Annotated in this window: 16 protein-coding genes and 2 pseudogenes; 8 read left to right on the top strand and 10 right to left on the bottom strand. The window is 74.0% G+C overall.

Features of this window, described 5'->3' with window-relative positions:
* Positions 1 to 54: 54 nt before the first annotated feature.
* From ACFT41_RS24750 to ACFT41_RS24760, 3 genes and pseudogenes are all read right to left on the bottom strand, one after another.
* Positions 55 to 339: pseudogene (locus ACFT41_RS24750) on the bottom strand (DUF3140 domain-containing protein); the annotation flags it as partial.
* 49 nt (positions 340 to 388) lie between these two features.
* Entirely contained in the window at positions 389 to 610 is a 222-nt protein-coding gene (locus tag ACFT41_RS24755) for a DUF2945 domain-containing protein (RefSeq protein ID WP_377588056.1), read from the bottom strand.
* Between the two features lie 492 nt (positions 611 to 1,102).
* Positions 1,103 to 1,921 (bottom strand): class I SAM-dependent methyltransferase, encoded by an 819-nt coding sequence (locus tag ACFT41_RS24760; RefSeq protein WP_377588064.1) that lies wholly within the window; start codon positions 1,919 to 1,921, stop codon positions 1,103 to 1,105.
* Between the two features lie 394 nt (positions 1,922 to 2,315).
* On the opposite strand from ACFT41_RS24760, the gene rpsA reads away from it, so the two are divergent.
* Both rpsA and coaE read left to right on the top strand, forming a co-directional pair.
* Positions 2,316 to 3,809, top strand: a complete 1,494-nt coding sequence (gene rpsA / locus ACFT41_RS24765) for a 30S ribosomal protein S1 (protein WP_377588055.1) — start codon at positions 2,316 to 2,318, stop codon at positions 3,807 to 3,809.
* Between the two features lie 339 nt (positions 3,810 to 4,148).
* The gene (gene coaE, locus ACFT41_RS24770) at positions 4,149 to 5,330 is read left to right on the top strand and encodes a dephospho-CoA kinase (protein ID WP_377588054.1); all 1,182 of its coding nucleotides are present in this window, start codon (positions 4,149 to 4,151) and stop codon (positions 5,328 to 5,330) included.
* 48 nt (positions 5,331 to 5,378) lie between these two features.
* On the opposite strand, the gene ACFT41_RS24775 is transcribed toward coaE, so the two are convergent.
* Positions 5,379 to 7,121 (bottom strand): hypothetical protein, encoded by a 1,743-nt coding sequence (locus ACFT41_RS24775; RefSeq protein WP_377588053.1) that lies wholly within the window; start codon positions 7,119 to 7,121, stop codon positions 5,379 to 5,381.
* Between the two features lie 314 nt (positions 7,122 to 7,435).
* Between ACFT41_RS24775 and uvrB the strand changes: the two genes are divergently transcribed.
* Complete coding sequence (uvrB, locus tag ACFT41_RS24780; protein WP_377588052.1) at positions 7,436 to 9,544, top strand: excinuclease ABC subunit UvrB; 2,109 nt, start codon at positions 7,436 to 7,438, stop codon at positions 9,542 to 9,544.
* 100 nt (positions 9,545 to 9,644) lie between these two features.
* Positions 9,645 to 10,598, top strand: a complete 954-nt coding sequence (locus ACFT41_RS24785) for a helix-turn-helix domain-containing protein (protein ID WP_377588051.1) — start codon at positions 9,645 to 9,647, stop codon at positions 10,596 to 10,598.
* 247 nt (positions 10,599 to 10,845) lie between these two features.
* On the opposite strand, the gene ACFT41_RS24790 is transcribed toward ACFT41_RS24785, so the two are convergent.
* On the bottom strand, positions 10,846 to 11,139 hold the full coding sequence (locus tag ACFT41_RS24790) for an antibiotic biosynthesis monooxygenase (RefSeq protein ID WP_036372516.1): 294 nt from the start codon (positions 11,137 to 11,139) through the stop codon (positions 10,846 to 10,848).
* Between the two features lie 384 nt (positions 11,140 to 11,523).
* On the opposite strand from ACFT41_RS24790, the gene ACFT41_RS24795 reads away from it, so the two are divergent.
* Positions 11,524 to 12,522 (top strand): TerC family protein, encoded by a 999-nt coding sequence (locus ACFT41_RS24795; RefSeq protein WP_377588050.1) that lies wholly within the window; start codon positions 11,524 to 11,526, stop codon positions 12,520 to 12,522.
* Positions 12,523 to 12,584: 62 nt separating this feature from the next.
* Here the strand turns inward: ACFT41_RS24795 and ACFT41_RS24800 are convergent, their stop codons facing one another.
* A complete protein-coding gene (locus ACFT41_RS24800) occupies positions 12,585 to 13,520 on the bottom strand; it encodes an NlpC/P60 family protein (RefSeq protein ID WP_377588049.1) in 936 nt (311 codons plus the stop codon).
* Between the two features lie 57 nt (positions 13,521 to 13,577).
* The gene (locus ACFT41_RS24805; protein WP_377588048.1) at positions 13,578 to 14,675 is read right to left on the bottom strand and encodes a mandelate racemase/muconate lactonizing enzyme family protein; all 1,098 of its coding nucleotides are present in this window, start codon (positions 14,673 to 14,675) and stop codon (positions 13,578 to 13,580) included.
* 44 nt (positions 14,676 to 14,719) lie between these two features.
* On the opposite strand from ACFT41_RS24805, the gene ACFT41_RS24810 reads away from it, so the two are divergent.
* On the top strand, positions 14,720 to 15,517 hold the full coding sequence (locus ACFT41_RS24810) for a tyrosine-protein phosphatase (RefSeq protein ID WP_377588047.1): 798 nt from the start codon (positions 14,720 to 14,722) through the stop codon (positions 15,515 to 15,517).
* A 281-nt stretch (positions 15,518 to 15,798) separates the two neighbouring features.
* Here the strand turns inward: ACFT41_RS24810 and ACFT41_RS24815 are convergent, their stop codons facing one another.
* Both ACFT41_RS24815 and typA read right to left on the bottom strand, forming a co-directional pair.
* On the bottom strand, positions 15,799 to 16,761 hold the full coding sequence (locus ACFT41_RS24815) for a serine hydrolase (protein ID WP_377588046.1): 963 nt from the start codon (positions 16,759 to 16,761) through the stop codon (positions 15,799 to 15,801).
* 47 nt (positions 16,762 to 16,808) lie between these two features.
* The gene (typA, locus tag ACFT41_RS24820; RefSeq protein WP_377588045.1) at positions 16,809 to 18,677 is read right to left on the bottom strand and encodes a translational GTPase TypA; all 1,869 of its coding nucleotides are present in this window, start codon (positions 18,675 to 18,677) and stop codon (positions 16,809 to 16,811) included.
* 136 nt (positions 18,678 to 18,813) lie between these two features.
* Here typA and ACFT41_RS24825 point away from each other — a divergent pair, with 136 nt between their 5' ends.
* A complete protein-coding gene (locus tag ACFT41_RS24825; RefSeq protein ID WP_377588044.1) occupies positions 18,814 to 20,229 on the top strand; it encodes a DedA family protein in 1,416 nt (471 codons plus the stop codon).
* On the opposite strand, the pseudogene ACFT41_RS24830 reads toward ACFT41_RS24825, so the two are convergent.
* Positions 20,228 to 22,333, bottom strand: a pseudogene (locus ACFT41_RS24830) (MMPL family transporter); the annotation flags it as partial. The gene ACFT41_RS24825 and the pseudogene ACFT41_RS24830 sit on opposite strands and share 2 nt — an antisense overlap.
* A gap of 180 nt (positions 22,334 to 22,513) precedes the next feature.
* Between ACFT41_RS24830 and ACFT41_RS24835 the strand changes: the two are divergent.
* Positions 22,514 to 23,029: a MarR family winged helix-turn-helix transcriptional regulator gene (locus ACFT41_RS24835; protein ID WP_377614004.1), complete on the top strand. Its 516-nt coding sequence runs from the start codon at positions 22,514 to 22,516 to the stop codon at positions 23,027 to 23,029.
* Positions 23,030 to 23,044: the final 15 nt, after the last annotated feature.

Below are 23,044 nucleotides of genomic sequence, written 5' to 3' on the forward strand. Positions count from 1 at the left end.
GGGGCCCGTTCACCGGGCCGGGCGGGTCGTGGCGGCCGGGGCGCGGCCCGCTCACCGGAGTGGGTCGTGGCCCCAGTTCATCAGCGACCAGCGCCACCGCGTGTCCCGCACGTCGCCTGCGGGGCGCTGCGCCAGGTGCCGGTGCACGTAGCCGACGACCTTGCGCATGTGCCTGTAGTCGGCCTCCGTCAGCTCGGCGCGCTTGCGGCGCAGCAGGTCGACGATCCGCCGGCCGGACGAGTGCCCCACCGACTCGCCGCCGGTGGTGCCCTTCTTCCGCCAGCCGACGTGCTTCGACTCGTCGGTCTCCAGCCACGTCGACAGCTCGCCGGGCCGCATGTTGACTGCCTCGGTGAACTCCCGGTAGGTGTCCCCCTGCCCGTTCCGGTCAGTCCCGCTCACGGCGCAGCACCTCCGGCCGGTGGGCGACGTCCCGCCCCGAGTCGTCGTTGCGGATGCGGTACTGCGGCTGCTCGGGGGAGGCGTTCACGGTGTGCCCCCGCACATGCGTGCGCTCGGTGATCTTCTCCCGGATCACGCCGTGCGCCCGCCCGCTGTGGCTGGCCCAGGAGACGTGGTCGCCCGCGCGGAATTCCCTCTGCTCGGCCATGTGCCCTGGCTACCCGGGGCGGGTGCGGCGAAACGGACGGAGTCAGCCGGTGAGCTCGGCGACCGGCAGCCTGATCTCGAACGGCTCGGCCAGCGCGATCAGCTCCGCACCGTCGGCGACCAGCTCGTACTGGCGCTCGCCACCGAGGCTGAGCGGGTACGCGTAGCCGGTACGCGTACACGTGCACCGGGTCCTGCTCGATGCGCCAGTGGAAAGGGATCCCGGCGGACACCACCTCCACCGCGAGGGCCACGTCCTCGGGCTGGAGCAGGGACCGGTCGGGCCGCACGTCGGCGCGGCGCAGCAGCACGTCCGGCTGCCGGGTGTTCCTCGCGTCGAGCGCGACCCCGACGGCCTGCGTGGCGCGCAGGTGCTCAGGCGCGCAGGTGCTCAGGTGCGTGCGCGCGCAGCCACAGCCACAGCCACAGCAGGCTTGAGATGTCCTGGTGGCCCGGGGTGGGGGAGGGCGTCACTCGGAGGACTCCGTGTGCCTCAACCCGCCGGCTTCTCCGCGACGAAGATGGCGGTGCCGGGGAAGAGCCGGCCGCGCAGCGGGCTCCACTGGCCCCAGATCCCCTCGTGCCCCTCGGGCCACTCCGGCTCCACCAGGTCCACCAGCCGGAACCCGGCGCCCATCAGCTCCCGGATCCGGTCGCCGAGGGTGCGGTGCTGCTCGACGTACGTCGCCGTGCCCGTGCGGTCCTGCTCCACGTACGGCGAGCGGTCGAAGTACGAGTGCACCGCCGTGAGCCCGCCCTGCCCCGGATCGTCCAGGAAGATCCATCGCATCGGGTGGGTCACCGAGAACACCCAGCGGCCCCCGGGGCGCAGCACCCGGAACACCTCGCGCATCACCGCCGCCGAGTCGGCGACGAACGGGATGGCCCCGAACGCCGTGCACGCGGTGTCGAACGCCGCGTCGGCGAAGGGCAGCGCCAGCGCGTCGGCCTGCACCAGCGGAACCCGTACGCCGCTGCGGGCGGCGGCGTCCGCAGCGTGCCGCAGCATGCCGGCGGAGAGGTCCAGGGCGACCGGGCGGGCCCCCTGGGTGGCCAGCCAGCGGGCGGCGGCGGCCGCCCCCGCGCCCACCTCCAGCACCCGGCGGCCGGCGAGGTCGCCGAGCAGGCGGGCGTCGGCCTCGCGCAGCCCCTCGGGGCACCAGACGAAGTCCACGTCGCCGAGGAACGCGCCGTGCTCGGCCTGGTAGTCGTCGGCGTCGGAGTCCCACCAGCCGCGGTTGGCCCGCCGGGCGTCGGCGTCGGTCACCGGGCGGCGCAGCACTCCCGGTGCGGCGTCCTGCTCGGCGCTCACCGGGAGGTTGGCCAGGTCGTCGGTCACCGCGGCAGTCTAGTGGCGGCCCCAGCCAGCCCCCGGCGCGGCGCTTGGGCGGGCGCGGCGGCCGGGGAACCTCGCCCGGAAACTGCCGTTTCGGGCACGAAAGGTGCAGTCCGTCGCGAACGCGGGCTGGATCACTTCTCCCGGGGCTTGCACGCTGTGGTAATGCGCACGGTAGGCTAGACGATGCGCTCGCGGGTCGCGTGCCTCGGCAGGGAGAAGGCGTGCGGTCGCGGAGTTTCCAGACGGAGCCACATCAGGACCTCACTAGTGATTGTTCGGTGTGCCCGGCGACGGATCCGCTGGCGCGAACAGGTCACCGCGACACCAGCCTGCTGTGACAACCCATCCGACCGGAGCAACCGCCCACATGACGAGCAGCATCGAGGCCCCCTCGAGCGCCACCCGGGTCACCCACGACGATCTCGGTTCCGAGGAGGCTTTCCTCGCCGCGATCGACGAGACCATCAAGTACTTCAACGACGGCGACATTGTCGAAGGCACCGTCGTCAAGGTCGATCGGGACGAGGTCCTGCTCGACATCGGCTACAAGACCGAGGGTGTCATCCCCTCTCGGGAGTTGTCGATCAAGCACGACGTGGACCCCGCCGAGGTCGTCTCGGTCGGTGACCACATCGAGGCCCTGGTCCTCCAGAAGGAGGACAAGGAGGGGCGTCTGATCCTCTCCAAGAAGCGGGCGCAGTACGAGCGGGCCTGGGGCACGATCGAGAAGATCAAGGACGAGGACGGCGTCGTCCGCGGCTCGGTCATCGAGGTGGTCAAGGGTGGTCTCATCCTCGACATCGGGCTGCGCGGCTTCCTGCCCGCGTCCCTGGTCGAGATGCGGCGGGTGCGTGACCTGCAGCCGTACGTCGGCCGCGAGCTCGAGGCCAAGATCATCGAGCTGGACAAGAACCGCAACAACGTGGTCCTGTCCCGCCGGGCCTGGCTGGAGCAGACGCAGTCCGAGGTGCGCACCGAGTTCCTCAACAAGCTGCAGAAGGGCCAGGTCCGCAAGGGCGTCGTGTCCTCGATCGTCAACTTCGGCGCGTTCGTCGACCTGGGCGGCGTGGACGGCCTGGTGCACGTCTCCGAGCTGTCCTGGAAGCACATCGACCACCCGTCCGAGGTCGTCGAGGTCGGCCAGGAGGTCGAGGTCGAGGTTCTGGACGTCGACCTGGACCGCGAGCGGGTTTCCCTGTCGCTGAAGGCGACCCAGGAGGACCCGTGGCGGCAGTTCGCCCGCACCCACGCGATCCAGCAGATCGTGCCGGGTAAGGTCACCAAGCTGGTGCCGTTCGGCGCCTTCGTCCGGGTGGACGACGGCATCGAGGGCCTGGTCCACATCTCCGAGCTGGCCGAGCGCCACGTGGAGATCCCGGAGCAGGTCGTCCAGGTCGGCTCCGAGGTCATGGTCAAGGTCATCGACATCGACCTGGAGCGCCGCCGGATCTCGCTGTCGCTCAAGCAGGCCAACGAGGGCTTCGTCGAGGGCGAGGAGCACTTCGACCCGACCCTCTACGGCATGGCCGCGACGTACGACACCGAGGGCAACTACATCTACCCGGAGGGCTTCGACCCGGAGACGGGCGAGTGGCTCGAGGGGTACGACAAGCAGCGCGAGACCTGGGAGAACCAGTACGCCGAGGCCCGTCAGCGCTGGGAGGCCCACACCAAGCAGGTGCAGACCTCTCGGGCCGCCGACGCCGAGGCCGCTGCCAACCCTGCTCCGGCCGTGTCGACCGGCGGCACCACCACCTCGACCAGCACGGCCCCGAGCCGGCAGGCCGAGGAGCCGGCCGGCACCCTGGCCACCGACGAGGCGCTCGCCGCGCTGCGGGAGAAGCTCGCCGGCGGCAAGTGACCCCGTGACGACTCCTCACCGGCGCGGCTGACGCGCCCGGCGAGGAGCCGCCGCTGACGACGACGGGCCCCGTCCCGCGATCCGGTTCCACCGGGCCGCCAGACGGGGCCCTTCGTCGTTCCCGCCTGCCCGTCCCTTGTCCCTGCCCGTCCCTTGCCTCCGCTCTCCGGCGGGCGGGCCGGCAAGATCGTGCTCGATCGTGGATCGAGTGGCTTCGGACCCGGCCCGAGGCCACTCCTTCCCTGATCGGGCGCGATCATCGGGCGGCGCGACCGCGCGGAAGCTGGGACGTCTTCGGCCGGGTTGGCGGCGCGGCTGACGATCCGGTTGACTGTTGCCGTGCTGATGGTGGGACTGACTGGCGGGATCGGGTCCGGCAAGAGCGCCGCTGCGGCCCGGCTGGCCGCGCTCGGCGCGGTGGTGATCGATTCCGACCGGATCGCCCGCGAGGTGGTCGCCCCGGGCAGCGCGGGGCTGGCGGAGATCGTGGCCGCCTTCGGTGACCGGGTCGTCGGCCCCGACGGGGCTCTGGACCGGCCCGCACTGGGCGGGCTGGTCTTCGCCGACGGGGCGGCCCGCCGCCGGCTGGAGGCGATCACCCACCCCCGGGTCCGGGCGCGGACCGCCGAGCTGGCCGCCGGGGCCGCCCCCGACGCCGTCGTGGTCAACGACGTGCCGCTCCTGGTCGAGGTGGGGCTCGCGCCGACGTACCACCTGGTGGTCGTGGTGCAGACGGAGGTCGCCGCCCGGCTCGCGCGGTTGGCGCGCGACCGGGGAATGAGCCGGGCGGAGGCCGAGCGGCGGATCGCCGCGCAGGCCGACGACGCCCGCCGGGAGGTGGTCGCGGACGTGGTGCTGCACAACGACGGCACCCTCGACGAGCTGCACACCGAGGTGGACCGGCTGTGGCGCGACCGGCTGCTGCCGTACGAGGAGAACCTCCGGCTCCGCCGGGTGGCCGAACCCGACGGGACCGCCCTGACCGGCCCGGACCCGACCTGGCCCCAGCAGTACGCCCGGCTGGCCGCTCGGCTCCGGCACGCGCTCGCCCCGGCCGGTCGGCGGATCGACCACGTCGGCTCGACGGCCGTCGCCGGCCTCGCCGCCCGGGACGTCATCGACATCCAGCTGACCGTGCCGAGCCTGGCCGAGGCGGACGGCGTCCTCGCCGAGCGCCTCGCCGCGGCCGGGTTCCCCCGGATCGCCGGCCAGTGGTGGGACAGCCCCCGTCCGGCGGGCAGCGGCCGGTGGGAGAAGCGGCTGCACGGCAGCGCCGATCCGGGCCGCCCGGTGCGCCTGCACCTGCGCGCGGAGGGCTCGCCCGGCTGGCGGTACGCGCTGCTGATGCGCGACCACCTGCGCGCCGACCCGGACCAGCGGGCCGCGTACCTGACGCTCAAGGGGGACCCGGCGGCCAGCGCGCCGGACGGGGGCGACCACACCACGGCGCGGGACCCGTGGTTCGACGAGGAGCACCACCGCGCCGAGGAGTGGGCCGCGCGCACCGGCTGGCGGCCCTGAGCCGGCTGCGGACCAGCTGGCGTCGCCGGCACGGCCGCCTCGCTGGCGTCAGCGCGGGACGCGCGGCGTGGCCGGCGGCGGGGCCACCGGCGGCAGCGCCGGCACCGGGCCCGGCGTCAGGTCGAGCTGGGCGTACGTGCCGAGTCGGGTGCGCAACTCCACGCGACGCAGCAGCCCGGACCGGTCGATCCAGCAGCGCAGCGTGCCGCGCCCCGTGTCCACGTCGATCACGTCGACGGCCCGGTCGGCGAGGCGGTCCCCGCGGATCCGGGTCGCCGCGCCCGTCGACTCCGCCGCGCCGACGCGCAGCGCGGCGGCCAGCAGCAGGTCGACGTCGTCCGTGTCGTCGGCGTCGGGCGTGCGGTGGTGCCAGGCGGGCCCGGCGCGCGGCGGCGGCAGCGGTGGCGGGACGGTCGGGGCGCCGGTGGCGGGCGCCGACCAGACGCCGCTGGCGTCGTAGCGGCGCAGCGTCCGGCCGGGCCACGCGCCGGCGCCGCCAACCGACAGGTACGCCGCCCCCGCCGTCCAGCTGAGCCAGCCGGTGCCGCGCACGGCCCCGCCCGGGGCGACGGGCGCGGTGAGTGTGGCGACGGCCCCTCCCCGGGCCCGCATCCGGGTCGCCAGCCGGGCCAGCCGGTCCTCCTCGGGGCCGGTGAGCGCCCGGGGCAGTCCCGCGCGGCCACCGAGCGCGGCCACCGGCCACAGCACCGGCCGGTTGGCCCGCTGCAGCTCCAGGGTCACCGGTACGCCGCCCCGCAGGCGTCCCTCCAGCCGGTGCAGCCGGGCGTCCCGGTCGACCCACCAGCGGGCGGTCCCGTCGAGCAGCGGACCGGCCGCGGCCGGCAGGCTGATCGCCGGCGCGGGCCAGGCGTTCGGCGCCGACCTGCTCGTCGTCGACGCGCTCGGCCGGTCGGTCGGGGTGCTCCGGCTCGCCGCGCCGCCGGGCCGGCCCTCGCCGCTCGGGCCGGGCGGGGACGGGAGGGCGCTGCCGTCGACCCGACCGGCGTCGTCGGGCAGGCGGGACCGGAGCACGTCCACCGGCAGCCCGCCCGCCTCGGCCGGGGCCAGCCACCGGGCGTCGTCGGCCGGGAAGTCCCCGGCCGGCTCGGGACGGGGCGCGGCGAGCGCGAAGAGCAGGTCGACCGCAGGGCCTAGGGACCGGGCGGCGGACGCGTCGCCCACCCGCCAGCCGTCGGCCGGCGGCACCAGCGGCGGATATGCCGGGGCGGGCACCGCCGTCGGATCGGGCCGGGTCAGCAGCAGCCCGGGGACCGCCTGGACCAGCCCTCGGTGCGGGCCGGCGCCGGGCCCGCCGACGTCCAGGTAGGCCAGCGGCCGGGACCAGTCGACCCAGCCCAGGACGTCGGTGCGGGCGCGGGCCTCGCCGACGGTGAGGCGCAGGCCGGAGCGCACGTCCCGGTGGTTGGTGACCCGCACGGCGGCGAGGCGCTCCGCCTCCGCCGGGGTCAGCGGCCGGGACGGCTCCGGTGCCGCCGGCACCCAGGTCAGCAAACCGACGGCCAGGCCCGCCGCGGCAGCGGCGGCGACCACCCCCAGGACGAGCTCGGCGGTACGCCGGCGCCCGGCGGGCTCGGGCCCGACCCTGGCCCCGCCGCCGCGTCCGCCGCCCGGGCGGGCGCGGTGTGCGGGCCCCCGGCAGCCGCGCCGGCCCCGAACGGGGGCGACGACGACCGGGAGCGCCGCCGTGGACTGGGCCCGGCCCTCGGCGGGCGATGGCGTCGGCCGCGTCGGCCGGGCGGATCGGGGCGTCGGCCCGGGGGAATTCTCCACGCGAGGATGAACGTGCGGCGAGCGGGACAGGTGACGCCCGGCCCGGGCTGGCTGGGGGCGTTCGCGGCGGCCGGTCTGCGCCTGCGCGCGACCACGTCGGGTGCGCACGCCGGTGATGTCCCGGGTGCTGCGACCCCTGTGCCGGGGGCGTGCCGGCCGTCGAAGGCCGAGCCGCCGGCCCGGACGGCCGCCGCGAGCGGCCTACGGCCATACCTTAGCGCGGTGAAATCCGCCACACAATGCGAACATCGAAGCCGATCACGGACCGACGGTAGTCGTCCCAGGCTGTCGGACCCCGGGCGTACGGTGGGGTCATGGCGCTCGACATTCCCCGGCTCGACGGCCGTTTCCAGGTCGTCAGCGAGTTCCAGCCGGCCGGCGACCAGCCGGCCGCCATCGACGACCTGGAGCGCCGGGTCCGGCGCGGCGACCGCAACACCGTGCTGCTCGGCGCGACCGGCACGGGCAAGAGCGCCACCACGGCCTGGCTCGTCGAGCGGTTGCAGCGGCCCACCCTGGTGCTGGCCCCCAACAAGACGCTCTGCGCGCAGCTGGCGAAGGAGTTCGGCGAGTTGCTGCCGCACAACGCGGTGGAATACTTCGTCTCCTACTACGACTACTACCAGCCCGAGGCCTACATCCCGCAGACCGACACCTACATCGAGAAGGACTCCTCGATCAACGAGGAGGTCGAGCGGCTGCGGCACTCGGCGACCATGTCGCTGCTGACCCGCCGCGACGTGGTCGTGGTGGCCACCGTCTCGGCGATCTATGGCCTGGGCACCCCGGAGGAATACCTCGACCGCGCCGTCCGGGTCGCCGTCGGGCAGGAGCTCGACCGCGACCAGCTGCTGCGCCGCCTCGTCGACATCCAGTACACCCGCAACGACATGGCGTTCCAGCGGGGCACGTTCCGGGTCCGCGGCGACACGCTGGAGATCATCCCGGCATACGAGGAGCTCGCCGTCCGGATCGAGCTGTTCGGCGACGAGGTGGAGAAGCTCTACTACCTGAACCCGCTCACCGGTGACGCGGTCCGCGAGGTCGACAGCCTGATGATCTTCCCGGCCACCCACTACGCCGCCGGCCCGGAGCGGATGGAACGGGCCACCCGCGACATCGAGACGGAGTTGGCCGAGCGCCTCGCCGAGCTGGAGCGGCAGGGCAAGCTGTTGGAGGCGCAGCGGCTGCGGATGCGCACCACCTACGACCTGGAGATGATGCGGCAGGTCGGCTTCTGCTCCGGCATCGAGAACTACTCGATGCACATCGACGGCCGGCTGCCCGGCAGCCCGCCGCACTGCCTGCTCGACTACTTCCCCGACGACTTCCTCACCGTCGTCGACGAGTCGCACGTGACGATCCCGCAGATCGGCGGCATGTACGAGGGCGACGCGTCCCGCAAGCGGATGCTCATCGACCACGGCTTCCGGCTGCCCAGCGCCGCCGACAACCGGCCGCTGCGCTTCGACGAGTTCCTGGAGCGGGTGGGCCAGCTGGTCTTCCTCTCCGCGACGCCCGGCTCGTGGGAGCTGGAGCAGGCCCAGGGTGAGTTCGTCGAGCAGGTGATCCGCCCGACCGGCCTGATCGACCCCGAGGTGGTGGTGAAGCCCACCAAGGGGCAGATCGACGACCTGATGCACGAGATCAGGCTGCGCACCGAGCGCGACGAGCGGGTCCTGGTCACCACGCTGACCAAGAAGATGGCGGAGGATCTCTCCGACTACCTGCTGGAGAACGGCGTCCGGGTGCGGTATCTGCACTCCGAGGTCGACACGCTGCGCCGGGTCGAGCTGCTGCGCGAGCTGCGCAAGGGCGAGTACGACGTGCTGGTGGGCATCAACCTGCTCCGCGAGGGACTGGACCTGCCCGAGGTGTCCCTCGTGGCGATCCTGGACGCCGACAAGGAGGGCTTCCTGCGCAGCGGCCGGTCGCTGATCCAGACCATCGGCCGGGCGGCCCGCAACGTCTCCGGTCAGGTGCACATGTACGCGGACAAGATCACCCCGTCGATGGCGGAGGCGATCGACGAGACCAACCGGCGTCGGGCCAAGCAGGTCGCCCACAACGAGGCGCACGGGATCAGCCCCGAGCCGCTGCGCAAGAAGATCCACGACATCCTCGACGACATCTACCGGGAGGCGGAGGACACCGAGAGTTCCCGGGTCGGTGGCGCGGCGCGGCAGCTGTCCCGGGGCAAGGCGCCGGTCAAGGAGGCCCGCAGCCGCAGCCGGGCCGGCGCGGGAGGGCCGTCGCGGGAGGGGATGGCCCGGGCCGATCTGGCCCAGCTCATCCAGGAGCTCAACGACCAGATGCTCGCCGCCGCCCGGGAGTTGCAGTTCGAGCTGGCCGCCCGCATCCGCGACGAGGTCGCCGACCTCAAGAAGGAGTTGCGGGGGATGGACGCGGCCGGCGTGAAGTGACCCCGGGCCGCTTCCGGGGCGTCGGATGCCGTCGCCGTAAGCAAGCGAGGTATTGCAGCGCGTGATCGATCTGCGTACTCTCCGTCCTGGGGAGGCGGGGATGCCGTTGCCAACGAGTCCGGTGATTCGACGGGCGCGACTCGGTGCCGAGTTGCGCCAACTGCGCAGGCGGGAGGAGCTGACGCTGGAGCAGGTCTGCGAACGGCTGGGTTGGGCCTCCACCTCCAAGCTGTCCCGCATCGAGCTGGGGCAGAGCCGGCCCGATCTCGCCGACGTGCTCGACCTGCTGGACGTCTACCGGGTCGCGTCGGACGAGCGTGACGCGCTGATCGTCATCGCCCGGGACGCGGCGACCGGCCGCGGCTGGTGGAAGACGCTCGGCGGGATGGGGGAGCGGCAGCGCGCCTACGCCGAACTGGAGGCCGGGGCGGCCACCGTCGTGGAATACCAGCCCGCCGTCATACCGGGGCTTCTGCAGACCCCGGCGTACGCGCGGCTGCGGCTCGGGGTGGCCCGGCTGCTGCACCCCGACGTCGACGTGGAGACCGACGTGCGGGCCCGGCTGGTTCGGCAGGAGGTGCTGCACCGGCCGGAGCCACCGCGGTATACGGCGCTGCTGGAGCTCACGGCCTGCGACTCGGGCGGCGTGCCCGACGGCATTTGGCGCGAGCAGCTGCGCCACCTGGTCAATCTGGCGGGCAAGCCGAACGTGACGGTTCGGGTGGTTCCGCCCGGGGCGACGGCCGGGGGCGCGCATCCGCTGACCCCGTTCACCCGATACTCGTTCCCCGACCCGGCCGACCCGCGCACGGTGATGCTGGAGGCGTTGACCACCGACGTGCGGCTGGTCTCCGCGGCCGATCTCGCCTGGTACGACACGGTGGTCGAGCGGCTCCTCGACGCTGCGCTCCCGGCGGCGGAGACGGCGGCGCTGCTGGCCCGGCTGGCCGACGACCCGTCGTTGCCGGCGGCGGCCGACCTCGGTGGGCGGTCGTCGGTCAGGGGCCGGCCGGAGGGCGCGGCGTTGCCCCGGCCCCGCGCGCCCCTGGACTGACCTCCCGGCCCGGACTGACCTCCCGGCCCGGACTGACCTCCCGGCCCGGACTGACCTCCCGGCCCGGACTGACGCACGGGTCGGGCCGGTGGACCGGCAGCGATCATCGTCGCGCGGCCACCGGGCCCGGCAACCCCGAGCCCGTCGGGGCCGGTGGCCACGCGCGCGAGCGCACGGTAGCCGGCGGGTACGACAATCCCGGCGGGGCAGGGCGGGCGGGGGCGGCGACCGGTCGGGCCGGTGCGTCTCAGGCCGGGACGTCGACGAAGTGCTCGACCAGCGGCGGGCCGGCGAAGTGCGGGCCGATCAGCGCCCGCCACTGCTGGAACCGCTCGGTCTCGCGGAAGTTCTCCTCGTGGGCCGCCACGGAATCCCACTCGACCAGCAGTACGAACCGCGTCGGCGACTCGATGCCCCGGGTCATCCGGACGGAGCGGCAGCCGGGCGTGCCGGCCAGGATCTCGTGCCCCCGCGCGTACGCGGCGGCGAAGTCGTCCTCGTGTCCGGGCGTCACGTCGATGAGCGCAACCTCAAGCACCATGCCGAGAGCCTTGCACGTTGCCGGCTGGGCCTGGTCCGCCGGGGTGGCAGTGTCCACTGCGGGGGGGGGGCGATCCGCGCCGCCACCGGTCCTGGGATGGCCTCCTAGGACGCTCTGCGCGCGGAGACGTCCGCCACCGGAGATGCGCTTCGGCCTCGCGATGGTGAACAATGGGCACGAAGGAGGGGAGTATTCCCCCGCGACGGAGTCGTCAGCACGGTCGACCGCCCCCCGGCGGCGCGACCCGGCTCCGTAGGTTGTCGGCCCGCTCGCGGGTCGGCGACGGAAGAGACCTCCGACAGCCACCAGTGTCCGCGTCACCACACCCACCCGCCCCGGCGGGCTACGGTGTGCCCGACGCCGTGTGTCTGCCGGAGGATGGGATTGAACGTGTCCGGATTGGTGTGGGCGGGGACTCTCGTCGCACTGACAGCGGTTCTGGTCGTCGACCTGCTGATCATCGGCCGGCGGCCGCACGAGCCGAGCGTCCGCGAGTCGAGCCTGTGGGTCGGCTTCTACGTCGGGCTGGCACTGCTCTTCGGAGCCGGGTTGTGGATCTTCTCCGGCCCCGGGGTGGCCGGTGAGTTCTACACCGGCTGGCTCACCGAGTACAGCCTCTCGGTGGACAACCTGTTCGTTTTCGTGATCATCATGGCCCGTTTCGGGGTGCCCCGGCAGTATCAGCAGAAGGTGCTGCTCATCGGCATCGTGCTGGCGCTGCTCATGCGCGGCGGGTTCATCGCCGCCGGTGCGGCCCTGATCTCCCAGTTCTCCTGGGTCTTCTACATCTTCGGCGCGTTCCTCATCTACACCGCGGTGAACCTGGCCCGCCAGGGCGAGCCGGACGAGGACGAGTTCAGCGAGAACCTGCTGATCCGGTGGAGCCGCAAGGCGTTGCCGATCTCCAGGGACTACGACGGCGCCAAGATGACCACGCACGAGGCGGGCCGACGACTGTTCACCCCGATGCTGATCGTCATGATCGCCATCGGCACCACCGACCTGATCTTCGCGCTGGACTCGATCCCGGCGATCTTCGGCATCACCCAGGAGCCGTATCTGGTCTTCACCGCGAACGTCTTCGCGCTGATGGGCCTGCGCCAGCTCTACTTCCTGCTCGGCGGGCTGCTGAACCGGCTGATCTACCTCAGCTACGGCCTGGCGGTGGTGCTCGGCTTCATCGGCGTCAAGCTGGTGCTGGAGGCCCTGGCCGACAACAACCTGCCGTTCGTCAACGGCGGCGATCCGGTGGCCTGGGCCCCGCACATCCCGATCTGGCTCTCCCTGACGGTCATCCTCGGCACCCTCTCGGTGGCGACCGTGGCCAGCCTGATCAAGTCGGCCCGGGACAGGCGGCGCGAGCTGACCTCGGCACGCGGCTGACCCTGCCTCGACGAAAGGGGCGCTTCCGGCACCGGGAGCGCCCTTTTCGCGTCTCGGGCGGTTCAGACCCGGTGCACGCCGACCAGGGTGGCCGTCCGCTCGGCCGGCATCGTCTCCTCCAGGACCCGCCGGTGCTGGTAGCAGGCGTGCAGGATGCGCCGGTCGGCGTCACCGTCCGGGGCGGCGCTGACGAAGCCGATGTGGTGGATCTGCCGGCCGGGCCGAGCGAAGAAGTACAGGTCGCCGGCGCGTTCGGCGCCCAGGGGCAGCGGGGTGGTCGCGTTGGCCTGGTCGGCGGCGTCGCGGGGCAGCACCACGCCGAACCGCCGCCAGGCCAGGTGCACCAGGCCGGAGCAGTCGATCCCGTACGCCGACACGCCACCCCACACGTAGGCCACGTCGCGCAGCCGGGCGGCGACGGTCAGCACGTCCGCCGGGGACGGGGGCGCGGCGGACGCCGGCACGAGGTGCGCCTCGGGCAGCCAGAGCGGTGGTTCGTGGCCGGGGGCGCGCACCGGCCGCCAGGCGTCCACCGGGGGGCCGACCGGGGTCAGTCGGGTGCCGAGGACGACCCCGGTGACGACCGGCCGGCCGGCCGGGGCGGCGCGCAGGGCGGTGACGGTCGCGTCGACGACCCAGGGGGTGGCCGGGGCGACCGGGGCCGCCGGGGCGTCGGCCCGCGGTGGGGCGAGTTGGGCGGCCGGGAGCCAGCCGGGGTAGCCGCGCGGGTCGAGCCGGGCCGCCGGCTGCTCGACGGCCACGACGTGCGCCCAGCCGTCCGGGCGTACGTCCGTGACCAGCACCCGTTCGCCGAGCAGCAGTTGACTCAGCACGCACTCGCCGACCTGTTGGTCGGCATCCATGCCGGAGATCCAGGCGGCGACGTCGGCGTGGGCGTCGAGGGCGGGACGGTCGACGGGGCGTACCGCCTCGGGTTGGGACCAGAGGGTCGCGACCGCGACCCGGACGACGGCCTCGCGGCCCGGTTGCAGCTCCACGTCCACCCCCAGTTCGCGGCGTCCCTGTCGCGACCTTATGAAAGAAAGCGCCACCAATCAACCAGTCTGCTGAATCTTTGCTTCAGACACGGAGGTGATGCCGAGGCCGGGCGTGTCCGGCAGCACCACGGTCGCCCCGTCGTACCGGATGCCGCCCCGCACCGGCGACCAGGCCAGCCACCAGGCGGCGTCGAGGTCGGAGACGGCGCTGGTCCCGTGCGCGGCGACCAGGCTGGCCGCGGCGCCGAGCCCGACCTGGCTCTCCATCATCGAGCCGACGACGGTGCCGACCCCGTGCTCGGCGGCCAGGTCCAGCAGCGTGCGGGCGGCGTGCAGGCCGCCGCACTTGGCCAGCTTGACGTTGACCATGTCGGCGGCCCGGCGGCGGATCACCTCGACCAGGTCGCGCACGCCGAACACCGACTCGTCGGCCAGGATCGGCAGGCCGACCCGGTCGCTGACCCAGGCCAGCCCGTCTAGGTCCCAGCGGGACACCGGCTGCTCCACCAGTTCGACGCCGAGGCCGGCGTCCTCGATGCCGCGGATCACGCGGACCGCCTCGCGGGGGGTCCAACCCTGGTTGGCGTCGAGCCGGATGCGCACGTCGGGGCCGACTGCGGCCCGGACCGCCCGGACCCGCTCCAGGTCGCCCGCCGCGTCGGTGCCCACCTTCAGCTTGAGCACCGAGAACCCCTCGCCGCGTCGCTGCCGGGCGGCGGCGGCCAGGTCGGTGGCGTCGCCCGCGGCGAGGGTGACGTCCGTCGGCACGCGCAGGGCCGTGCCGCCGAGCAACCGCACCAGGGGTACGCCGAGCCGCCGCGCGGCCAGGTCGTGCAGGGCGGTGTCCACCGCCGCCCTGGCGGCCTCGTTGCCGGCCACCGCGCGGCGCACCTCGGCGCACCGGGCCACGAGGTCGTCGGCGTCCCGGCCGACCAGGCCCGGCGCGAGCATCTCCCGCACGCACGCCTCCGCCCCGGCCAGCGACGCCCCGGTCACCTGCCACACCTGCGGGGCCTCGCCGAAGCCGGACCGCCCGTCGGCGTCGACGAGCTCCACGATCAGCGTGTCGGTGGTGGTGGTGCGGCGCAGCGCGGTCACGAACGGGGTGTGCAGGGGCGCGGAAAGCCGATGGGTGTGTACCGCGGTGATCGTCACGTGGGGCACCCTATACAGGGCACGGCGACGACAGGGGAGGCCGGATGGGCGGGCGGGACTGGGAGCTGGTGGGGGCGCCGAACGCGCGCGACCTCGGCGGCATGGTGGGGTTGGACGGGCGGCGGGTGCGGGCGGGCCGGCTGATCCGGACCCCGGCGCTGGGCCGGTTGACCGACGAGGACCTGCCGGTGCTGGGGAAGATCGCCCCGGTCTGCGTGGTGGACCTGCGCGACGATTCGGAGATCGCGGCGGCCCCGCCGAACCGGTTGCCCGGTGAGCCCCGCGTGGTGCGCCTGCCGGTGTACGACCCGGCGCACCCGGTCTTCACGGCCGTGTCGGAGGTGCTGCTCGGGCACGACCTGCGCGCGGAGACGGCGCTGGCCCTGCAGGGCAGCCCGGCGGCGATGGCGGAGATCTACCGGTGGTTCGTCACGGGCGAAGCGGCCCGGGCGGGCTTCGGCGGGGCGGCCCGGCTGGCCGCCGACGCGGGCAGCCTGCCGCTGCTGTTCCACTGCTCGGCCGGCAAGGACCGCACCGGCTGGCTGTCGGTCGTGCTGCTCACCGCGCTGGGGGTGGACGAGGCGGCGATCCGGGCGGACTACCTGCGGACCAACGAGCGGACGGAGAGCCTCAAGGAGGTCGTCCTGGCCGCGATGCGGGCCCGGCAGCCGGAGCTGGCGGAGGCGGCGATCCGGCCGCTGATGGAGGTGCGGGAGGCGTACCTGGACGCCGCGTACGCGGAGGTCCGGCGGGTGCACGGCTCGTTCGACGCGTACCTGCGCGACGGGCTGGGGCTGACACAGGGGCACCTGGCGGCGCTGCGGGACAACCTGCTGGACTGAGGCGCGCCGTTCGCTGATCGCGTTCCGTGACGGCTGCGGGAAGCGATGGCGAATGGCGGTCCGGCTGACGCTGTGTCATGGTCCTGCGACCCGAGCAGACATCCCGCTCCCCCTTTGCTCTGCACCCATCTACGCAACACGTCGCTGAGCTGCGGATGCGCCGAATGAAGGTCACGGGTGGAAGCGGCGGCCAGATGCGTTGCGTGACCGCTATGCGACCGTTGCGTCCGTGGGTGCAGAGCAAAGGGCCTTGTCTGCGTATCGCCCTGCGTTGCGCTGTGTCACGTGGCGGTGTCGCGCCCGGTTCTCGGCTCGCTGTCCTGCCGGGCCCTCGGCCCCGCCGGGGCCGGGCTCAGGTCGTGGCGGGCCGCCCAGACCCGGGCGGAGATGTCGGCGAGCAACCGGCAGGCGTTGTCGCCGGCCCCGTCGCCGCCGTCCGGGTCGCCGCCGTCCGGGTCGCCGCCGTCCGGGTCGCCGCCGTCCGGGTCGCCGGTGGTGCAGACGACCAGCACGTACGGTGGGGCGTCGGTCGGGTGGACCACGCCGGCGCCGTGCCGCACGCCGCGCACCCAGCCGTTCTTGTGGGCGATGCGGACGCCGTCGGGCAGGCCGGCGGCGAGGTCCTCGCGGAACTCCTGGGCGAACAGGACGTCGAGCATCGCGGCGCAGCCGGCGGGGGAGGCGAGGGGGCCGGGGCGGGTCGCGCCGGCGGCCAGCCCGCCGAGCAGGTCGGCCAGGTCGGCTGCGGTGACCAGGTTGGTGATGCCGGCCTCGCGGGCGGCGAAGTCCTCGATGCCGCGCCCGGTGACGCTGTGTCGGGCACCGGCGACCGCCCACGCGTCGGCGACGGCGGGCAGGCCGACGTGGCGCAGGCAGAGGTTGGTGGCCAGGTTGCTGGAGCGCACGATCATCCGCTCGGCCAGCCAGCGTAGGGACGCGTGTCCGCTCTCCCGCTCCCAGACCGCCTCGTCGTTGTCGTAGTGCCGGGCGCAGGCGAAGCGGGGGGCACCGGGCAGGGCGGAGTCGAACTCGTTGCGCACCTGCACCGGGGCGTCGAGGTCGAGCGTGCCGGCCTCGGCGGCCCGGTGCAGGGCCAGCAGCACGGCGACCTTCATGGTGCTGGCCGCGTAGTGGGTGGCGTCGGGGTGCCGGGTCCAGGTCGCCGGGGCGTCGACCCGGCCCGCGTACGCCGAGACGGTGCCCGGCAGTGCGTCCAGGCGGGCGTCGAGCTCGTCCCAGATCATGCCGGTGACGGTAGCCGATCCGGCCCCCGGTCGCCCGGGGGCCGGGGTCAGCCGGCGTGCTTGCGGCGGGCCGTGGCGCGGGCGCGCTGGGTCTGGTCGAGCACGACCTTACGGATGCGGACCGCGGCCGGGGTGACCTCGACGCACTCGTCCTCGCGGCAGAACTCCAGGGCCTGCTCCAGCGACAGCTTGCGCGGCGGGATCAGCTTCTCGGTCTCGTCGGAGGTCGACGCCCGCATGTTGGTGAGCTTCTTCTCCTTGGTGATGTTGACGTCCATGTCGTCGGAGCGGGAGTTCTCCCCGACGATCATGCCCTCGTACACCTCGGTGCCCGGCTCGATGAAGAGCTGGCCGCGCTCCTGGAGGTTGGTCATCGCGAACGCGGTGACGGCCCCGGCCCGGTCGGCGACCAGCGAGCCGTTGTTGCGGGTACGCAGCTCGCCGAACCACGGCTCGTAGGACTCGAAGACGTGGTGCAGGATGCCGGTGCCCCGGGTCTCGGTGAGGAACTCGGTGCGGAAGCCGATCAGGCCGCGCGCGGGAACCAGCCACTCCATCCGGATCCAGCCGGTGCCGTGGTTGACCAGCTGTTCCATCCGACCCTTGCGGGTGGCCAGGAGCTGGGTTATGGCGCCCAGGTAGTCGTCGGGGGCGTCGATGGTCAGCCGCTCGACCGGCTCGCAGGTCTTGCCGTCGATCTCCCGGGTGACGACCTGCGGCTTGCCGACGGTCAGCTCGTAGGACTCGCGGCGCATCTGCTCGACGAGGATGGCCAGGGCCAGCTCGCCGCGCCCCTGGACCTCCCAGGCGTCGGGGCGCTCGGTGGGCAGGACCCGCAGCGAGACGTTGCCGACCAGCTCCTTGTCGAGGCGGTCCTTGACCATCCGGGCGGTGACCTTGGCGCCCTTGACGCGGCCGACCAGCGGCGAGGTGTTGGTGCCGATGGTCATCGAGATCGCCGGCTCGTCGACGGTGATCAGCGGCAGCGCGATCGGGTTCTCGGCGTCGGCCAGCGTCTCGCCGATCATGATCTCGGGGATGCCGGCGACGGCGATGATGTCGCCGGGGCCTGCCGAGTCGGCGGGCTTGCGCTCCAGGCCCTCGGTCATCAGCATCTCGGAGATGCGGACCCGCTGGGTGCTGCCGTCGGTGCGGCACCAGGCGACGGTCTGGCCCTTGGCGATGGTGCCCTGCCGGACCCGGCACAGCGCCAGCCGGCCGAGGAACGGCGAGGCGTCGAGGTTGGTGACGTGGGCCTGCAGCGGCGCGTCCTGCTCGTACGCGGGCGGCGGGATGGTGTCGAGCAGGGCGCGGAACAGCGGCTCCAGGCTCGTGCTGTCCTGGGGGACCGAGCCGTCGGCAGGCTGGGTGAGCGAGGCGATGCCGTCGCGGGCGCAGGCGTAGACGATGGGGAAGTCGATCTGCTCCTCGTCGGCGTCCAGGTCGAGGAAGAGCTCGTAGGTGTCGTCCACGACGTCCTTGATCCGGGCGTCGGGGCGGTCCACCTTGTTGATCACCAGGATGATCGGCATCCGGGCGCGCAGCGCCTTGCGCAGCACGAAGCGGGTCTGCGGCAGCGGGCCCTCGCTGGCGTCGACCAGCAGCACCACGCCGTCGACCATGGTGAGGCCGCGCTCGACCTCGCCGCCGAAGTCGGCGTGGCCCGGGGTGTCGATGATGTTGATGGTGACCGGCTCCGACCCGTCCGCCGGCAGGTAGCGCACGCCGGTGTTCTTGGCCAGGATGGTGATGCCCTTCTCCCTTTCGAGGTCCATCGAGTCCATCACCCGCTCGGTCGTCTCGCCGCGGGCGCCGTAGGCGCCGGCCTGCCGCAACATGGCGTCGACCAGGGTGGTCTTGCCGTGGTCGACGTGAGCGATGATGGCGACGTTGCGGAGGTCGGTGCGAAGCTGCATGGGCTCCATCCTCCCGCCTGCGCGGATCAGGGGCCGCGTCGGGGTCACCCCCCGGCCTTCGGCGGATCCGGTGGCTGTGCGACTGTCGGTGCCCGTGCCCCGGCTGGCATGCTGGCCGCGTGAGCCGGGGGCCGTCGTGCACGATCTGCTGAACTCGGTGCAGGGCCTGCCGCCCCTGCTGGTCTACCTGGTCGCCGCGGCGATCGTGGCCGGTGAGACGGCGGTGATCGTCGGGCTGCTGGTGCCGGGCGAGGCGACGCTGCTGCTGGTCGGCTTCCTCACGTACACCGGCGCGCTGCGGCTCGGCCCCGCCCTGCTGGTGATGATTGTCGCAGCCGTGACCGGGGACACGTTGGCGTTCCGCGCGGGCCGCCGGTATGGTCCCCGGCTGCGCGCGTCCGGGTTCGGGGCGCGGGTGGGCCCGCACCGGTGGCGGCGCGCCGACGCGCTGCTGGAGCGGCTCGGCGGGCGGGGGGTGTGCACGGCGCGCTGGGTGGCGTTCGCCCGCACCCTCGCGCCCCGCCTGGCGGGGGCGTCCGGCATGCCGTACCGCCGGTTCGCGCCGTGGAACCTCGCGGGCGTGGCGACCTGGGTGGGCGGGGCGGTGCTGGCGGGCAACCTGGCCGGGGAGTCGTACGAGACGGTGTCCCGGCTGCTCGGGCGGGCCACCAGCGCGGTGCTGGTGCTGCTCGGCGGCGTGCTCGCGGTGGTGCTGGTGGGTCGCTGGCTGGGCCGCCACCCGGACCCGGCTCGGGCGCTGCTGGCCCGGGCTGCGGCGCTGCCGCCGGTGCGCTGGCTCTCCGCCCGGTACGGGGTGCTGTTCTTCCTGCTGGCGATGCGCGTCGGCCCCGGCTGGACGCTGCTGATCAACCTGGGCGCGGGGCTGGTGCTGCTGTTCGTGGCCGGGTCGGGGATCGCCTGGCTGCTGGGGGCGGCGATGCGGTGGAGCGGGCTGGCGGTGGTCGACGACGTGATCGCCGGCTGGTTCGCCGACCGGCATACTCCCGGCGCGGCGGAGGTCGCGCTGACCGTGGTCTCCGTGTCGCGCGGCTCGGTGCTGATCGCGCTGGTGGCGGTGGTGGCCGCCGGTCGGGCCTGGCGGCAGCGTCCGTGCCCGGCCCGTGGCGGGCCGCTGCCGCGGGCCGATCCGCTCGACGTGGTGGGCACCGTCGGCGCGTTCCTGCCGCTGGTGGTGCTCGCCCTCGTCGCCGACGTGGTCGCTCCGGGCCGGCTCGCGTCGGGGGAGGAGAGCATGCTGTTCGCGACGCAGAACGCGGTGATGGCGGCGAGCCTGTGCACCCTGGCGTGGCTGCTGTCGCGGGGTGCGCCCTGGCCGGTGGCGGTGGCGGTGTGGACGGCCGCCGCGGCAGGGGTGGCCACCATCGGCGGCGCGCGGCTCTATCTCGGGCAGGGCACCGCCAGCAGCACGGTCACCTCGGTACTGCTCGGGGTGGCGTGGACCGCGCTGTTCATGGTCGCCTGGGCGACCCGGGGCCGGGCGGTCGGTGCGGAACCCGCTGCGGGGCCGCGCGGGACGTCCGGCCCCGGTTAGGGTCCGGGTCGCGCGGCTCGCCGGTGGGCGCCGGCGGGATCCGGCCGGGCCACCAGAAGCGGTCGCCGAGCAGGAACGCCAGCGCCGGCACGAGGACCGTGCGCACCAGCAGCGTGTCGAGCAGCACCCCGATGCAGACGATGACCCCGATCTGGGTCAGCAGGATCAGCGGCAGCACGCCGAGGACGGCGAAGACCGCCGCGAGCAGCACCCCCGCGCTGGTGATCACGCCGCCGGTGACGCGCAGGGCCGAGAGCATGCCGTCGCGGGTGCCGGTGCGCCGGGCGTCCTCACGGGCCCGGGTGACGAGGAAGATGTTGTAGTCGACGCCGAGGGCCACCAGGAAGACGAAGGCGAGCAGCAGGACACCGCTGTCGAGCGCCGGGAACCCGAGGACGAGGTCGAACAGCAGCCGGGCCGCGCCGAGGCTGGCGAAGAACGACGCGACGACGGTGAGCACGAGCAGGGCCGGGGCGACCAGGCCGCGTAGCAGCAGCACGAGCACCGCGGCGACGAGCAGCAGGATGATCGGCAGGATCAGCCGCAGGTCCCTGCCGTCGGCCTCGGTGGAGTCGTAGGTGGCGGCGACCGTGCCGCCGACGACGGCCCCGTCGGACTGTCCGGCGCCGGCGGCCGGTGGCGGGGCGGAGCCGGGCACCGCGGCGACGGCGGCGCGCAGCGCCTCGATCGCGTGGTCCGAGGCGGCGCTGCCCGGCTCGGCCGCGAGCACCACGTCGATCTGGGCGACGGCGGTGCCGGCGGCCCCGGGGCGGGCGGAGGCGACCCCGGGGACGGCCGTGGCGGCCGCCGTCACGGCCTGCGCCGCCGCCGGGGTGGTCAGGACGGCGACCGGCTGGGTCGTGCCGGCGGGGAAGGCTCCGGCGAGGGTCTCCGCGCCGGCGACGGCCTCGGGCTTCACCCGGAACTGATCGGTCTCCGACAGGCCGGTGCGGATGCCCAGCCCGCCGAGGGCGAGGCCGGCGAGCAGCAGCGTCGCGAGCGCCGCGACCGGCAGCGGGCGGCGGACGACGGCGGCGCCGAGCCGGCCCCACAGCCGACCCTCGCGCGCGGGGCCGCCGACCTGGGGCACGAACGGCCAGAACAGTCCCCGGCCGAGGAGCACCAGCGCGGCGGGGAGGACGAACAGCGCCGACAGCATGGCGAACACGACGCCGGTGGCGCAGGCCACGGCGAGGGCCCGGTTGTTCTCCTGCTCCGACAGCAGCAGGGTGAGCACGCCGAGCACGACCGTGCCGCCGCTGGCGAGGATGGGTTCGGTGGTGCGGCGCAGGGCATTGCGCATCGCGGCGAAGCGGTCGGCCTCGCGGCGCAGTTCCTCCCGGTAGCGGGCGATGATCAGCAGGGCGTAGTCGGTGGCGGCGCCGAAGACGAGGACGCTGGCGATGCCGGTGACCGCGCCCTCCCGAAGGTGGATGCCGAGGGCGGGGACGACGGTGTCGACGGCCCGCAGCGTGAGCTGTTCGGTGGCCGCGACGACGACGAGCGGCACGATCCACAGGAACGGGCTGCGGTAGGTGACGAGCAGCAGCAGCGCGACGACGCCGGCGGTGACGGCGAGCAGCGTGACGTCCGCGCCCTCGAAGACCTGCGTCAGGTCCGCGGTGAACGCGGGGGCGCCGGTGACCTGCGCGGTGAGGCCGGCGGGCAGGCCGTCGAGGGCGGCGCGGAGGTCGGCCACCGCGCCGGCGACGGCCTCCTGGCCGGCGGCGGTGGACATCGGTACGGCGAGCAGCGCCACGGTGCCGTCGGGGGAGGTCTGCGGCGGGCTCACCCGGCCCCCGACGGCGAACCGGCCCAGCTCGCCTTCGCGGGCGGTGATCGCCGCGCGGTCCGGTTCGGTGAGCGGGCCGCCGTCGGCGCGGCTGACGACGACGATCGCGGGTTGGACGTCGCGGGAGGGCAGCTCGTCCTGGAGCCGCTCGACCTGGGTGGACTGCCACTCGACGGAGAGCCCGGTGGACGAGACGGAGGCGGGGTTGTCGGGCTTCGGGAGTCCGAAGACGGCTGCGCCGAGGACGATCGCGGCGGCCACGGTGAGCCAGGCGGCGAGCCGACCGCGGGCGACGCGGGTGAACACAGACATCGGGTTCCCTCGTGGTTTTCGGGGTGGGCACGGGGCTGGTGGGCGCGCTGGGCCGGCGAGTTCCGAACAGCCGATTGTCGCGTCTACCAAGTATCTTGATAGGCGAGATTATCGACTGCTCGACTATGCTGCAACCGGCACGCACGGGGAGGGGGAAGCGACGTCGTGGCAACGCACGGCATGTACCGGCGGCGGGAAACCCGGCGCGAGCAGCTCGTCGCCGACATCACCAACGACCTGCGGCGCTACTCGGTCGACGCCCAGCACGTCGGGCACGCCTTCGCCGGCCTGCACGGGCTCAACGGCACCGACCTGCACGCCCTCATCGCCGTCATGGACGCCGAACTCGCCGGCGCGCCGGTCACCCCGGGCCGCCTGGGGGAGAAGCTGAACCTGTCGTCCGGCTCGGTGACCGCGCTGATCGACCGGCTGGAGCGCGCCGGGCACGTCCGCCGGGACCGCGACACCGGCGACCGCCGCAAGGTCTTCCTGCGCTACGCCGACCCGGGCGCCGCGCTGGCCATGGAGTTCTTCCAGCCGCTCGGGCGCCGCACCGACGCGGCGATGGCCGGCTTCAGCGAGGACGAGCTGGAGGTCGTGCGCCGCTTCCTGACGGTGATGGTGGCCGCCACGCGGGAGCACCTCGACCAGGTCCGGGCGGCACGCCCGGAGCCGGCGCGTCGCCCGCCGCGCTGACCCGCCCCCGCGGGC

This window comes from Micromonospora sp. NPDC057141 (assembly GCF_042670805.1).
Classification (GTDB): Bacteria; Actinomycetota; Actinomycetes; order Mycobacteriales; family Micromonosporaceae; genus Micromonospora.

Coding starts and splice junctions, on each gene's coding strand:
- ACFT41_RS24755 (WP_377588056.1), bottom strand. CDS start 610: ATGGCCGAGCAGAGGGAATTCCGCGCGGGCGACCACGTCTCCTGGGCC.
- rpsA (WP_377588055.1), top strand. CDS start 2,316: ATGACGAGCAGCATCGAGGCCCCCTCGAGCGCCACCCGGGTCACCCAC.
- uvrB (WP_377588052.1), top strand. CDS start 7,436: ATGGCGCTCGACATTCCCCGGCTCGACGGCCGTTTCCAGGTCGTCAGC.
- ACFT41_RS24785 (WP_377588051.1), top strand. CDS start 9,645: ATGCCGTTGCCAACGAGTCCGGTGATTCGACGGGCGCGACTCGGTGCC.
- ACFT41_RS24790 (WP_036372516.1), bottom strand. CDS start 11,139: ATGGTGCTTGAGGTTGCGCTCATCGACGTGACGCCCGGACACGAGGAC.
- ACFT41_RS24810 (WP_377588047.1), top strand. CDS start 14,720: ATGGGCGGGCGGGACTGGGAGCTGGTGGGGGCGCCGAACGCGCGCGAC.
- ACFT41_RS24815 (WP_377588046.1), bottom strand. CDS start 16,761: ATGATCTGGGACGAGCTCGACGCCCGCCTGGACGCACTGCCGGGCACC.
- typA (WP_377588045.1), bottom strand. CDS start 18,677: ATGCAGCTTCGCACCGACCTCCGCAACGTCGCCATCATCGCTCACGTC.
- ACFT41_RS24835 (WP_377614004.1), top strand. CDS start 22,514: ATGTACCGGCGGCGGGAAACCCGGCGCGAGCAGCTCGTCGCCGACATC.